Genomic DNA, 14,556 nt, shown 5'->3' with positions numbered 1-14,556 from the left:
TTGTTTTAATAATAAAGGCGGCGGTAGAGATTTCTCTACCGCCGCCTTTTGTTGTTTGTTTGAATATTCTTATTTTAGATAGGAGGAGCTTAAGCTCCTCCGTTGCCAAAGTGGTCGCCGATGATCTCTTCTTTAGTATCTAGAGAAATATCAGAAACGGTTTTGTTTGGCCCGGTCTGTTTCCAGGCAATTTTCCAGTACAGTTCTTTTTCCAAGCGCAAAACATCAATAAAAGATTGGTAATATTGAATATCGAAATAGGCCGTAGCGGTACCTTTTTTATGATCTCCGTGAGGATTTTGAGCGTTGTTATCACCATAATCTTTGAAAACAGCAAATCCACAATCGTCGTCTTTAGCATTTAGAAGTCTGATTATTATTTGGGCTTTTGGATTTTCTGGAGTTGATTTTGTATTGAGGATTTGAACTGTATATTTCGAGATACTGTGTACTGTGGTTGGCATCATTGGGCCCGTCCTCTGTAGTCGATCGTCCAGCTTGCGGCTTATATAAATTTCACTTTGGACGATATGATTATTCGTAAACAGATTTTCGTTTTCTTGAACTCTATCAAAAAGAAGTCTCTGACATACATCGAAAGATATATGGGTATTAGAAATACAATCATATCACGTAAGCTGGTTCGCGACCACGGAGTGTAAAAACTGGACTCACCAAATTATCTATTGTGGTTTGTTAACATCTTCATTTTCCTATGACGATGAGGAATGGCTTTAAACGCTGTTGGTAAATTAAACGATGCAATCCTTAGGGTTTGGTCGTTTATGTATTGAGAGAGTTAAAGTTGTTGGACCTAAAGTGGGTTCATCAATTTGCCTGAACTGGAACTATTCGTTTTCTGAAAACCCGTGTGACACTTTCCTTCAAGTAACATCAGTGAAATGGCCCAGGTTTGTACTACCAGTTAAAATATTGGGATGTCAGGACCTGTAGTGTTGGAAGTGAATCATGACATTAACAGAACATACAAACGACTTTAGTGAAGTCATCGAAAATGACCGCGCCCATGTGTGGCACCACATTAGCCAACACAAACGATATGAGACCGTTGATCCAATGGTTATTATCGAAGGTAAGGGCATGAATGTATGGGATGCCAAGGGTAAAAAGTATCTTGATGCTGTGTCCGGTGGTGTTTGGACAGTTAACGTTGGTTATGGTCGTGAGACAATTGCTGATGCGGTACGCGAACAACTGGTTAAGCTAAACTATTTTGCCAATTCAGCAGGGTCTATACCTGGGGCGAATTTTGCAAAGAGTCTGATTGATAAAATGCCAGGCATGAGCCGGGTTTATTATTCCAACTCTGGCTCAGAAGCGAATGAAAAAGCCTATAAGATTGTGCGCCAGATTGCGCATAATAAATATGGTGGCAAAAAACATAAAATTCTCTATCGGGATCGCGATTATCACGGCACCACAATCACGGCATTGAGCTCTACGGGGCAGTTACAGCGTAAAGATCAGTATGGTCCCTTTACCCCTGGATTTGTTGAGGTTCCACACTGCTGTGAATATCGTTCTCAATATGGCGAAGGTGCCGATTACGGCGTTAAAGCTGCTCTTGCAATTGAGGAGGTCATTCTTCGTGAGGGGCCAGACACCGTTGGTGCATTAGTGCTTGAGCCAATCACTGCTGGTGGTGGGGTCATTACGCCGCCTGAAGGATATTGGGAAAAAGTTCAGGAAATTTGTAAAAAGTACGATATTTTACTCCATATTGATGAAGTGGTTTGTGGGCTTGGCCGTACGGGTAAATGGTTTGGGTACCAACATTACGGGATTAAACCGGATATCGTAACCATGGCCAAAGGCGTGGCTTCTGGTTATGCCGCTATTTCTTGTACGGTCACGACAGAAGAAGTGTTCGATCATTTTAAGAGTGATCCTTCTGATCCTATGAGTTTCTTCCGCGATATCTCTACATTTGGCGGATGTACAGCGGGGCCTGCGGCCGCGCTTGAAAATATTCGTATCATTGAAGACGAGAACTTACTGGATAATGTTACCTGTATGGGCGAGTACCTTATGGATCGCCTTTATGAGCTTAAAGAAAAGCACTCGGTTGTTGGTGATGTACGTGGCAAGGGCCTTTTCTGTGGCTTAGAGTTGGTCGTAGACCGGGAAACGAAAGAGCCCGTTCATGAAAGTGTTACCCAGGCCGTTGTTGCTGATTGCATGGCCCAAGGGGTGATCATTGGTGCTACCAACCGAAGCTTTAAAGAGTTTAATAACACGCTTTGTCTCAGCCCGGCTTTGATATGTAGTAAGGTAGAGTTGGATGAGATTGTTACGGCAATAGATAATGCTTTGAGTAAAGTCTGTGCCTAAATACTAAATTTTAATGCAGGACCGACGAATACCTTCCTGTGACTAGTGGGTCTGATCAAAAGTGATCAGACCCATTTTTTTCGATTCACACTTGGAAATAGCTATTATCATAGGGTTAACGGGGCAATTTAATAGGCCACAGTTTGTGAAAAATCTGTTTGTGAATCCGTGGAAAATATCTGGTCTCATTGATCAATTTATCTGGACCTATGAGACAAGGTGATTTGTTGCTTTTCTAGTCACAGGACGAGCACACGCTCTGTCCGATGCTCGGGTATATGTGCTTGGGTTTACGGGCAGAGCTTTAAAAGCAAAAGCCGAATTAGAGAGTAACTGGAATTGAGCCCGAATTTTAATAAGGGCGTTTAAGAATTTTCTCTGAAAGCAGAGAACAATTTTTGAAATAAGGAATTGCTAAAATGAAAATGACGACAGAAGAAGCCTTCGTAAAAGTTCTGCAAATGCATGGTATCGAACATGGGTTTGGAATTATCGGCTCTGCTTTTATGCCTATTTCTGACTTATTCCCGAAAGCGGGAATTCAGTTCTGGGATGTTGCCCACGAAACCAACGGTGGGATGATTTGTGATGGCTATACGCGGACTACAGGCAAGGTCGCTATGTGTATTGCGCAAAACGGCCCTGGTATCACAGGTTTTGTAACACCTGTAAAAACCGCTTACTGGAACCATACACCGATGCTTTTGGTAACGCCTCAGGCTGCCAATAAAACTATTGGTCAGGGTGGTTTCCAGGAAGTTGAGCAGATGGCCTTGTTTAAGGACATGGTTTGCTATCAGGAAGAAGTGCGTGATCCATCACGTATGGCGGAAGTTCTTAACCGGGTTATTCAAAAGGCTATCCGCGGTTCTGCGCCTGCACAAATCAACGTGCCGCGTGATATGTGGACACAGGTTATCGATATTGAGCTGCCACAAATGGTAGATATCGAGCTTCCCTCTGGCGGCGCAACTGCTATCTCTAAAGCTGCTGAGTTGCTTTCCAATGCCAAATTCCCTGTAATCCTATCCGGTGCTGGTGTCGTTATCGGTGGCGCTATTCCAGATTGTCAGGCCCTGGCCGAACGCCTGGACTCACCAGTGTGTAGTGGTTATCAGCATAATGATAGTTTCCCAGGCAGCCATCCGCTTGCTGCTGGACCTTTGGGATATAATGGCTCTAAAGCTGCAATGGAACTTATTGCCAAGGCGGATGTTGTTCTCGCCCTTGGAACGCGCCTCAACCCGTTTTCTACACTGCCTGGCTATGGCATTGATTACTGGCCAAAAGATGCGGATATTATTCAGGTTGATATCAACTCAGATCGTATTGGTCTTACCAAGAAAGTCACTGTTGGTATTTGTGGAGACGCAAAGCAAGTCGCGCAACAGATTTTGTCACAATTGAGCCCGACTGCAGGTGATGCGGGCCGTGAAGAGCGTAAAGCGCTTATTCATCACACAAAATCTTCCTGGCTTCAGACGCTTAGTTCCATGGATCATGAAGACGATGATCCCGGTACAACTTGGAATGCAGATTCTCGTACACGTGATGCGGATCGTATGTCCCCCCGTATGGCGTGGCGTGCTATTCAAGAAGGCTTGCCACAAGAAGCTATTATTTCCAGTGATATTGGTAACAACTGCGCCATTGGTAACGCTTATCCAACTTTTGAGCAGGGGCGTAAGTATCTTGCTCCGGGTCTGTTCGGTCCTTGTGGATACGGTTTCCCATCCATTATTGGTGCAAAAATTGGTTGCCCGGATGTGCCTGTTGTTGGTTTTGCCGGTGATGGTGCCTTTGGTATCAGTATGAACGAAATGACCTCTGTTGGCCGTGATGAATGGCCGGCGATTACGATGGTTATTTTCCGTAACTACCAGTGGGGTGCTGAAAAACGTAACACCACTCTTTGGTATGACAACAATTTCGTTGGAACAGAACTTGATCCGCATTTGAGCTACGCTAAAGTTGCTGAAGGTTGTGGTCTTAAAGGGGTGACTGTTAAGTCTCAAGCTGAACTTACTGCAACTCTGAAAGAGGCAACAGCTGCTCAGGCAGACGGGGTGACAACCTTCATCGAGGTTATTCTTAACCAGGAACTTGGTGAGCCTTTCCGTCGTGATGCCATGACAAAGCCTGTGGAAGTTGCTGGTATAAATGCTGCTGATATGAAGCCTCAAAAGGGACTGTAAGTTCCAAGGCTATTGATAGCTTTCAGTGTTAAAAGAAAAGGCTGCTCAACTTGAGCAGCCTTTTTTTGTATGTAACCGACTTTGGTAAATTATTCGATTTCAGATGCCTGAATGATCCAAGGTTCTTCTGATCCCGCTTCGTACCATTCTTTCATAGCTGGTAGGTTCAGAATTTTGTCCGCATATTTTGCACAGACTGGATCTAACTCTATTCCGTAAGTTTTAAAACGACTTACAACAGGTGCAAACATGGCATCCGCAATGGTGAAATGTCCAAAGAGGTATGGTTCTTCAGCAGCAGTATCCATGAGGCAATTCAGCCAAATGGATTTAATCCGTTTTATATCGCGAAGAACGTCCTCTGTTAGTTCTATAGCAGTCTTTTTTCTTGTATTCATTGGCATTGCGCCCCTGAGGGCAAAGAAACCAGAATGCATCTCACTGCAAATAGAGCGAAGCTTCGCACGTTCATTGAGAGATGCTGGCATAAGGTTCGCTTCTGGGTGCTTCTCGTTAAGGTACTCAAGAATTGCCAGAGAATCACTAATGGTCAGATCCTGGTCTTGAAGAACTGGAACCGTACCCATAGGTGAGGCAGATAACAGCTTAGCTTTTGTGCCGTCTTGGAAGAGGGGGATTATGGTTTCCTCAAAATCAAGACCTGCAACTTTCATGGCAAGCCAAGGTCGCAAGGACCAGGAGGAGTAATTTTTATTGCCAATTATGAGGTGCATTCTGTCCATGAGAAAATCCCGTGATGTAGATGCCGAATGTTAAAGGCTGCCTCTAGTATTAAAGGCGAAAGGTCAGAGTAATTAAGATGAGGGGTGTGGTAGAATAGTCAAGTTGTGTTCTGAAAATAGTACTCTGAGGACTGGTTAAAATTCACTTTTTAGTTGCCTTTCTTATCGACCTTATGAAACCATATAACCTACATACCAATCAGGGGGGACCGCCCCTGGAGCAGGGGTGGACGACCATTATCTAACAAAGGAGGTCGTTATGCCCGGATCTGTATCCGCGGCGGCCCGTAGTGCCGCCATTGTTGGCCCATATCTCAGTGGTAAAACATCTGTGATGGAGGCCTTACTCAACGCTTCTGGAACAATCCAGCGGCGGGGTTCTGTAAAAGAAAAAAACACTGTTGGTGATACTTCACCAGAGTCTCGTGATCGACATATGTCTGTCGAACTATCCGTCGCACGCACAAATTACCTAGGTGATACCTGGACCTTATTAGATTGTCCTGGTTCAGTAGAATTTTATCAAGATACCCAAGCTGCCCTCTCGATCGTTGATATGGCGATCGTTGTTTGTGAGCCCAACCCAGAAAAGGTCTTGGCTTTAGCTCCCTTACTCCATTTTTTGGATAAAAATAGTATTCCGCATCTGATTTTTATTAATAAAATTGATAACTCAACACATCGGGTGTCTGAGGTGTTTGACGCATTGCAGGAAGTATCTGAGCGCCCCCTTATTTTACGTCAGGTTCCCCTTCGTGAAGAGGGGCAGATAAATGGATATGTGGATCTGATTTCGGAAAAGGCTTACCGCTATGGGGCTGAAGGGTCGAATGTTATTGAGATGCCTGATGTCATCAAACAACGTGAAATCGAAGCCAGGCAAGAGATGTTGGAGGGACTTGCTGATTTTGATGATGTCCTTCTGGAGCATTTACTCGAAGATGAAGAGCCAACTTCTGAAGAAATATATGAATTATTTTCAAAAGACCTCTGTGATGATCTTGTCGTCCCCGTTCTTCTGGGGGGCGCAGAGCATGGTTATGGAATAAACCGTTTGTGGAAGACCCTTCGACATGACTGCCCTTCGTTTGAAGTGACACGTCAGCGGCAGGGTTTGCCGGAAGACAAACAACTCATTCAGGTTTTTAAAACCCAATTTGTCCCTCATGTAGGAAAACTATCACTCTCTAGAATTTGGCATGGCGTAATCGGAGATGGCAATCATTTCGGAGAGCATAAAGTTAGTGGCCTCAATTATATGGTTGGGCAAAAATATGAAAAAGTGAGCGGGGTCAAAGAGGGCGATATCGCCGCATTGGGACGTATGGAAGAGATCCGTTCAGGTGAAGTGCTCAATCAAAACGGATTACTCGAAGAGCAACTTTATTGTCCTGAAATCGAACCGCCAGTTTATTCTCTTTCTATTGAAACCACTCGGCATGAAGATGAGGTCAAACTCTCAACGGGCCTATCCCGGTTATGTGAAGAAGATCCGTCGTTATCCTATAAAAGCAATCCGGATACGCACGAGTTGTTGTTATGGGGGCAGGGAGAGATACATCTCAAAGTTGCTCTGAGTAAACTGGAACGCCAATACAATGTTTCTGTAAAAGCGTCCTCTCCAAAAGTTGCCTATAAAGAATCAATTCAGAAGGGAACGGTTTCCCATGCGCGGCATAAAAAACAAAGTGGTGGTCATGGTGAGTTTGGTGATGTTCAATTAAATATCCGCCCTCTCTCAAGAGGTGATGGATTTATTTTTGAGAGCGCTGTGACGGGTGGTTCAGTTCCTAAAAAATATATTCCCGCAGTTCATGCTGGTGTGAATGAGTACATGAGTTCTGGACCTTTGGGTTTTCAGGTTGTTGATGTTGCCGTTACCCTTCTTGATGGTCAGCACCACGCCGTTGATAGTTCCGATTTGGCTTTTCGTAAGGCAGGTATTATGGCGATGAAAGAGGGAATGTCTTCCTGTCATCCTGTTTTGTTGGAGCCAATATACGAGCTCAAAATTTCTATACCTAATCCCTTTACCTCCAATGGGCAGGCTTTGATTGCGCGTAGGCGGGGGCAAATTTTAGGTTTTGATGCCAAAGAAGGCTGGAGAGGTTGGGATGAAATAACAGCGCTTCTGCCCCAGGCAGAGATGGGTGAGTTGATTATTGAATTGCGTTCACAAACCCAGGGTATTGGTACTTTTAGTAGTGAGTTCGCCCATATGGTAGAGCTAAGCGGTAAGTTGGCTGATGAAGTTATCAATTTATCTAAAGCAGCCGCAGAATAAGGTTGAGCTTCGAAGGCTTTAAATCTCGATCTGCTTGATGCCGTACTTTCTCAGTTTATCGGCAATCGTCGTATGTGAGACCTTGAGAGCTTTGGCTAATTTTCTGCTGCTTGGGTATAGGGGATATCGCTCCGAGAAAAGCTGCTTCTCAAAGTCTTCAAGTGCATCTTTGTAACTTGAACTTACTTTGGATAAGCCTCTACTTGGGTAGAGTTGAGGAGTTGTTGGCAGTTCATGATCTTGAATTTCAAGATCATGGGGGCGTAATTCTCCATTTTCACAAAGAGAAACGGCGCGAAATAACAGGTTTTCCATTTGCCGGATGTTACCTGGCCATTTGTAGCTGTTTATAAGGGTTAGCAACTCGAGAGAGGTATTGGGCGGTTCGCACCCAATTTGTTTGGCCGCGCGTGATATGAAATGTTGGGCCAAGAGAGGGATGTCTTCAGTTCGATCTCGTAAGGGAGGGATTGTGATGGAGAGAACGTTGAGACGATAAAAAAGATCTTCACGGAACTGCCCAGTCGAGGCCATGTTTTCAAGATCTCTGTTGGTTGCACTTATCGTTCTAACATCGACCTGTATCTCCTTGGTGCCGCCTACGCGTCTAAAGGTGCCGTCTTGAAGAAATCTAAGGAGTTTAGCCTGAAGGTAAGGGGATAACTCTCCAATCTCGTCGAGAAAAACTGTGCCAGTGTCTGCGAGTTCAAGTAGACCGGGTTTGCCGCCCTTAGCTGCAGAGGTGAAGGCCCCTGGGGCATAGCCAAAAAGCTCGCTTTCGGCGAGGTTCTCAGGTAAAGCGGCACAGTTGAGAGCAAGGAAAGGCTGTTTGGATCTGTTGCTTGCTTCATGAGCAGCTCTTGCAAAAAGCTCTTTACCTGTTCCTGTTTCTCCAAGAATGAGAAGAGGTGCGTCAACTTTTGATAATCTCAGCGCCTTACCCTTGATGTTTTTCATAACATCGGTCTCGCCAAGAATGGCGCTAAAGCCTCTAGTCGCCTGTCTCGTATCCAGAGCGCTAAAGGCGCGTCCTATGCGTGTCGGGCGTTGAAAAATGAGGACACTTCCGGATACTTCTAAGTCGCTCTTATCTCTTGGTTTGATTGGGTCAGCGTGGAGCAAGAATGTCTCGCCGCCGAGTGTCATCTCGGTTTCAGGGATTTGGAATGCGGCTTGTCGTAATAATTCAGTGATAGGTGAGTTTAGCAGTTTGTCCAGGGGGTAAGACCGTAGTTTGTGTTCACTTCTATTGGTGATCTTTTGAGCCGCTTCGTTCGACTGTGTGATGAGCCCTTGGGTATCAATAGCAATTACGGGATCAGGTAGGCTTGAGAGAACGGTGTGTAGTTGTAGTCGGCGACGTTCGGTGGGGAGTAAGTCGATGGCGCTAACATCATGAATGCCGCGAACTGTTTTTACCGCGTCTGCCAAGGCCTGTAGGCCAGGTTTTCTTAACGCTGGAATGTCCATGTAAATATAGTGAGTGGTCACTTCCAAATTTCGGATGTCCAGGCCCGATTTGACAAGTACCGTCAATACTTCTTGGGTGATTCCCAGTCGATTGTCACCCGTAAGCTGTATTCTCATTGTAAATAATTCCTTACGTAAGAATATATTTACATCGTGTTATTCTTCTGAAATCAATAGAAAATAAAGAATACAGCAAGGGAGAATACATTGGCGTAAGAATATATTTACAGTTATAAGTCTACCTTAATGCTAAGCTGTTGAAATCGCTAAATTTTTAAAGTTGGCATAACTGTTGCTCTTACAGAATGAAATAGACACACAATACAAAATACTCATTCTGGGAGAAGTTCTAAATGTCTGACGTTACCGGTAAAAAAGGTTTTGCAACCCGCGCAATCCACCACGCTTATAACCCGTTGGATCATCAAGGGGCTTTGAACCCTCCGGTATATATGACATCGACTTTTGCTTTTGATACTGCTGCTCAAGGCGGACGTCGCTTTCAGGAAGAAGAAGGTGGTTACATCTATAGCCGCATATCCAACCCAACCCTTGGTTTGTTGGAAGAACGGATGGCAATTCTTGAAGGCGGAGAAGCCGCGCTGGTGACTTCTTCAGGTATGGGGGCTATCACCTCCGTATTCTGGACACTGGTTAAGCCTGGTGATGAAGTTATCGTTGACCGGACACTTTACGGCTGCACCTTTACCTTCTTCAACCATGGTCTGGAACGATTTGGCGTTAAAATTCGCCACGTTGATCTTACCGATCCAGATAAATTGGCTGAAGCTATCAGCGATAAAACCCGTGTGGTTTATTTTGAAACTCCTGCCAACCCGAATATGCGTGTGGTTGATATCGAAGCAATCTCAGAAGTAGCTCACAGTAAAGGCGCAACTGTTGTGGTCGATAACACCTATTGCAGCCCTTATCTGCAACGGCCTTTAGAGCACGGTGCAGATCTCGTCGTACATTCCGCAACCAAATACCTTGGTGGGCATGGTGATCTCATGGCGGGTGTTATCGTTGGTTCTGCTGAGCTCATGCACGATATCCGCCTCATTGGGTTGAAGGATATGACAGGTGCAGTTCTTTCTGCACAAGACGCAAACCTTATTCTACGCGGCCTTAAAACCCTGAATTTACGTTTGGATCGACATTGTAAATCGGCGTTGACCGTTGCGCGTTACCTTGAAAGCCACAGTTTGGTAGCAAAGTGTACTACCCGGGCCTTGAAAGCTTTGAGTACTATGATGTTGCCAAAAAACAAATGTCAGATTTTGGCGGAATGATCGCTTTTGAACTCAAGGGTGGTCTGGACATGGGACGCAATATGATTGATGCCTGTCAGATGATTGTCCGTGCCGTTAGTCTTGGTGATGCGGAAACTCTCATTCAGCATCCAGCGACCATGACACACTCTACCTATACCGAAGAAGAGCGTGCGAAATACGATATTACCGATAGTCTTGTTCGTCTTTCCGTAGGCCTGGAAGAAGAAGAAGATATTCTTGCTGATCTAGAGCGGGCTTTGGATATCGCTGGCGGTGGAAGTAATGTCAGTGTGATGTCAAAAAGCGCTTAACGAACAATAACCTGCCCTCTAATCACTCTAAGTTTATGAGGGCAGGTGTTTAGACATATTCAAGTGAGTTTTACGGGAATAAATTGATGCAAGCAAAGCTAGCCGAAAACAATACTTACGATAATGCTTGGGATGGTGAAAACGAGCATACACGCGCGTTGTTGGAAATAGAAAACAAGGTCCGTTGGCTTGCTACTTGGACAATTCATCACGCCAATCATCTCCGCGAAAGCCGCGATGGCCTAAAGGTTGGTGGGCATCAGGCAAGTTGTGCTTCTATTACGACGATAATGACCGCGCTTTACATGCATGAACTCCGCTCTCAGGATCGGGTTGCCGTTAAGCCTCATGCCAGTCCCGTTCTTCATGCCATCCAATACCTACTCGGGAACCAGACTAAGGATAAACTCGCGAGTTTCCGCGCCTTTGGTGGTGCGCAGTCTTACCCTTCACGGACCAAAGATGGTGCCATGATCGATTTTTCGACTGGTTCTGTTGGACTTGGTGCCGCTGTCACTAACTTTGCGGCTCTAACGCAAGATTACCTTAGGCATAAAAATATTATTCCGAATAGCGAAGATCCGGGGCGTATGATTGCTTTGGTTGGCGATGCAGAACTCGATGAAGGTAATATTTACGAAGCATTGTTGGATACCTGGAAGCATGACATTCGCAATGTTTGGTGGATTATAGATTATAACCGTCAAAGTCTGGATGGTCCGGTTAATGAAGACCTCTTTCGTACGATTGGCCGTTTTTTCCGTGCAGTTGGCTGGAATGTTATCACCATTAAATATGGTAAGCTTCAGCGCGCTGCTTTTGCCAAACCGGGCGGAGCTTCTTTGCGTCGCTGGATAAATTCATGCCCGAACGACATTTATTCTGCCTTAACCTTCCAGGGTGCATCCGCCTGGCGCAAGAAAATCAGGGAAGATCAGCCTGATAATGTTGCTTTATTGCAATTGATTGATAGCTACGGAGATGATGATCTTCAAAAATTAATGACCAATCTTGGTGGTCATTGCATGGAAACTATTCTTGAAGCCTTTAAGTCTGTTCCCGATGATAAACCAACCACATTTGTTTGTTATACGGTCAAGGGCTATGGATTGCCACTTCAAGGCCATAAAGATAACCACGCAGGATTGATGAATCCGCAGCAGTTTGCAGAATTTCAAGCAAGCTGCGATGTGCCTGAAGGAGAAGAGTGGTCTCATCTTGCAGGTCTAAAAGGTGATCTTGAAGAGATAAAACAGATCATTGAAGATGCCTCGCTTGTGAGTGATGGGGCTGGGCATAAAGAGGCCCGTAAGGTGGACCTACCTGAAGAGTTACCTTTTTCTCCTACAGATAAAGCATCTACGCAGGAAACTTTTGGTCGTATTTTAAATGATTTGGCAAAGGCCGGTGGCGACCTGGCAGATAGAATTGTGACGACATCCCCTGACGTTACTGTATCGACCAATCTTGGTGGCTGGGTTAATCACCAGGGACTTTTCGGGCGTGAGCGTAAACTTGATGCCTTTAGAGCTAACAAGGTTCCCTCTATGCAAAAATGGGATCGGCACCCCGATGGGCAGCATGTGGAGCTCGGTATTGCAGAAAACAATTTGTTTTTGAATCTGGCGGCACTTGGGCTTTCTGGCAGCCTGTTTGGAGAACGTCTTTTACCCATTGGAACACTATATGATCCCTTTATTTCTCGTGGTCTCGATGCCTTGAATTATGCTTGTTATCAAGATGCGCGTTTCATGCTTGTCGCGACCCCCTCGGGTATAACTCTCGGGCCAGAAGGTGGAGCGCATCAGTCGATTTCCACGCCGTTAATTGGCATGGGGCAACCTGGATTGACTTCCTTTGAACCGGCTTTCGCTGATGAAGTTCCTGTTATCATGGGCTGGAGCTTTGCCCACATGCAAGATGATGATGAAGGTGGATCTGTTTATTTACGACTTTCAACTCGCCAACTTGATCAGCCAAATCGAACTTTGGATGAAAAAACCAAAGATGATATTGTAAAGGGTGGGTACTGGCTTATTCCTCCGACACCCGGAACAAGTAAAATAATTGTGTTTAGTGGCGCTATTGCCCCAGAGGCTTTAAAGGCATTTGATGAAGTGAAATCGAAAATACCTGACCTTGGGCTATTGTCTGTAACGTCGACTGATCGGCTTTACAATGAATGGCAGGATCTTGAACGGGCGAGGTTGATCGGATCTGATGGTGGAAAATCTGCTCATGTCGAAGATCTTTTAAAGCCTTTGGCCGCTGATGCTCGTATCGTTACCGTCATTGATGGGCATCCAGCAGCTTTGGCTTGGCTGGGCGGTGTTCGTGGCCATGCGGTCGCTCCGCTTGGGGTGAATTCATTTGGTCAGTGTGGTGATTTGATCGATCTCTTCGACCATTACCGGATTAGTGATCATTGGATTTCCAAAGCAGCGGAACGTTTTGATAGAAAGACTATGGAATAAATGTTGCCAAAGCAGTGTAGAGATAAAAAGCAGGAGAGAGCGTTATGACCTTAAAAGATTGTCGGGGAATGCCGGTTTCCTATAACAGTCATAGTGCAATTGTGGGCATGGAAAAGGCACATATTTGTGCCATGGATTTTTCTGGCGACCCGATTGGCATGATAAACAAAGTTCTCGAGGACCATCCTGATTTTGTTATGGGGCACTGTTTTAAAGCTGCTTGGTTGACCCAGACCCTTGAGACCAGAATCTATGATAAACTGGTTTCTACGCTTAAATCTGCCGAAGCTCTTTGGAGTAAGGCTAATGAGCGCGAGCAGGGGCATATTAATGCTATTCGGGCGTGGGTCGATGGTGATTTTTTTGGCGCGGTTTTGCACTGGGAAAAAGTTTTAACCAGATATCCATTTGATCTTTTAGCGCTTCAGCTTATCCACCTCACTGATGTTCTTCTCGGGGATGTTGTCGGTCAGCGAGATTGCGTTGCCCGTGTCTTTGCTCTTTGGGACGAAGATGTGCCGGGGTATGAGTTTGTTCTTGGCTTCTATTCTTTCGGGCTGGAAGAAAACGCAGACTATATGCAAGCCGAAGAGATGGGACGGATGTCTTTGGCGATACGATCAGATAATCCTTACGCTGTTCATGCGGTATCTCATGTCATGGAGATGCAGGGGCGTCAGGCTGGTGGCATCAACTTTATGAAAGACAGAGAAGCAAGTTGGTCCAAGAGCCATTTTGCCAATCATCTCTGGTGGCATTTATCCCTTTTCCATCTAGATGTTGGGCAGGTTGATCGTGTCTTTGATATTTACGATAACAGCCTGAGAACTGCTCAACAGACGGCTGATAAATATGAAGAGCTTGATGCCGCTGCCTTGTTGTGGCGTTTAAAGTTGCTCGGTGTTGATGTCGGCGATCGTTGGGTGTCTCTTGCTGATAAATGGGAACCAAGTGCAGCTGACACTCTTTATGCTTTTAACGATGTTCACGCGATGATGTCTTTTGTCTCAGATGGGCGGTCTGATGCTGCCAAAACATTGCTCAGTGCCAACGAACGCCATATTCATCACGCAACAGATGCCAATACAGCCATGAGCAGGGAAATTGGTTTGCCCTTCTGTCTTGCATTACAGGATTTTGAAAACGAAGAGTACAGTACCTGTGTCGATCGCTTGTTGGCGGTGCGCTATCGTACCCACCGTTTGGGCGGGAGCCATGCTCAGCGCGATATCATCGGGTGGACTCTTCTAGAGGCAGCACTACGGGCAAAACGTTTTAACGTTGCTCTTGCCTTGGCTAATGAACGTTGTGCCTTGAAGAAAACATCTGTGCAAAACTGGCAGTATGTTGCACGCGCTCATAAGGGACTTGGTGATATAAATAAAGCGAAAAAAGCTGAAGCCAGAGCCCAATCCCTTATGGCCGGATGAAGGTTCGTTGTTTGATTGTGGCA

8 protein-coding genes and 1 pseudogene are annotated in these 14,556 nt (G+C 45.4%); 6 read left to right on the top strand and 3 right to left on the bottom strand.

Translation table 11 applies throughout. The annotated features are described in order from the left end of the window. Positions 1-89: 89 nt before the first annotated feature. Positions 90-467: a hypothetical protein gene (locus tag ACOGW3_RS04825; protein ID WP_419901938.1), complete on the bottom strand. Its 378-nt coding sequence runs from the start codon at positions 465-467 to the stop codon at positions 90-92. 502 nt (positions 468-969) lie between these two features. On the opposite strand from ACOGW3_RS04825, the gene ACOGW3_RS04820 reads away from it, so the two are divergent. Further along, positions 970-2,352 (top strand): aspartate aminotransferase family protein, encoded by a 1,383-nt coding sequence (locus tag ACOGW3_RS04820; RefSeq protein ID WP_419901937.1) that lies wholly within the window; start codon positions 970-972, stop codon positions 2,350-2,352. 419 nt (positions 2,353-2,771) lie between these two features. Next, positions 2,772-4,547 (top strand): sulfoacetaldehyde acetyltransferase, encoded by a 1,776-nt coding sequence (gene xsc, locus ACOGW3_RS04815; RefSeq protein WP_419901936.1) that lies wholly within the window; start codon positions 2,772-2,774, stop codon positions 4,545-4,547. A gap of 89 nt (positions 4,548-4,636) precedes the next feature. Here xsc and ACOGW3_RS04810 read toward each other — a convergent pair whose 3' ends face one another. Next, positions 4,637-5,290, bottom strand: coding sequence for a glutathione S-transferase family protein (locus ACOGW3_RS04810; protein ID WP_419901935.1), 654 nt, complete (start codon positions 5,288-5,290; stop codon positions 4,637-4,639). A 259-nt stretch (positions 5,291-5,549) separates the two neighbouring features. On the opposite strand from ACOGW3_RS04810, the gene ACOGW3_RS04805 reads away from it, so the two are divergent. Beyond that, complete coding sequence (locus tag ACOGW3_RS04805) at positions 5,550-7,574, top strand: elongation factor G (RefSeq protein WP_419901934.1); 2,025 nt, start codon at positions 5,550-5,552, stop codon at positions 7,572-7,574. An 18-nt stretch (positions 7,575-7,592) separates the two neighbouring features. On the opposite strand, the gene ACOGW3_RS04800 is transcribed toward ACOGW3_RS04805, so the two are convergent. Beyond that, a complete protein-coding gene (locus tag ACOGW3_RS04800; RefSeq protein ID WP_419901933.1) occupies positions 7,593-9,161 on the bottom strand; it encodes a sigma 54-interacting transcriptional regulator in 1,569 nt (522 codons plus the stop codon). A 236-nt stretch (positions 9,162-9,397) separates the two neighbouring features. On the opposite strand from ACOGW3_RS04800, the pseudogene ACOGW3_RS04795 reads away from it, so the two are divergent. From ACOGW3_RS04795 to ACOGW3_RS04785, 3 genes and pseudogenes are all read left to right on the top strand, one after another. Next, positions 9,398-10,629: pseudogene (locus ACOGW3_RS04795) on the top strand (methionine gamma-lyase). Positions 10,630-10,715: 86 nt separating this feature from the next. Continuing rightward, positions 10,716-13,103, top strand: coding sequence for a transketolase (locus tag ACOGW3_RS04790; RefSeq protein ID WP_419901932.1), 2,388 nt, complete (start codon positions 10,716-10,718; stop codon positions 13,101-13,103). 44 nt (positions 13,104-13,147) lie between these two features. Next, positions 13,148-14,533 (top strand): tetratricopeptide repeat protein, encoded by a 1,386-nt coding sequence (locus tag ACOGW3_RS04785; protein ID WP_419901931.1) that lies wholly within the window; start codon positions 13,148-13,150, stop codon positions 14,531-14,533. The last annotated feature ends 23 nt before the right edge of the window (positions 14,534-14,556 follow it).

The organism is Kiloniella sp., from assembly GCF_965205715.1.
Classification (GTDB): Bacteria; Pseudomonadota; Alphaproteobacteria; order Kiloniellales; family Kiloniellaceae; genus Kiloniella.
Note: the sequence above shows the minus strand (reverse complement) of the source record. Positions and strands in the feature narration are given on the sequence as shown.

Bases quoted from the DNA above. Each gene is read 5' to 3' on its own strand.
- ACOGW3_RS04825 (WP_419901938.1), bottom strand. From the start codon at position 467: ATGATGCCAACCACAGTACACAGTATCTCGAAATATACAGTTCAAATC.
- ACOGW3_RS04820 (WP_419901937.1), top strand. From the start codon at position 970: ATGACATTAACAGAACATACAAACGACTTTAGTGAAGTCATCGAAAAT.
- xsc (WP_419901936.1), top strand. From the start codon at position 2,772: ATGAAAATGACGACAGAAGAAGCCTTCGTAAAAGTTCTGCAAATGCAT.
- ACOGW3_RS04810 (WP_419901935.1), bottom strand. From the start codon at position 5,290: ATGGACAGAATGCACCTCATAATTGGCAATAAAAATTACTCCTCCTGG.
- ACOGW3_RS04805 (WP_419901934.1), top strand. From the start codon at position 5,550: ATGCCCGGATCTGTATCCGCGGCGGCCCGTAGTGCCGCCATTGTTGGC.
- ACOGW3_RS04800 (WP_419901933.1), bottom strand. From the start codon at position 9,161: ATGAGAATACAGCTTACGGGTGACAATCGACTGGGAATCACCCAAGAA.
- ACOGW3_RS04790 (WP_419901932.1), top strand. From the start codon at position 10,716: ATGCAAGCAAAGCTAGCCGAAAACAATACTTACGATAATGCTTGGGAT.
- ACOGW3_RS04785 (WP_419901931.1), top strand. From the start codon at position 13,148: ATGACCTTAAAAGATTGTCGGGGAATGCCGGTTTCCTATAACAGTCAT.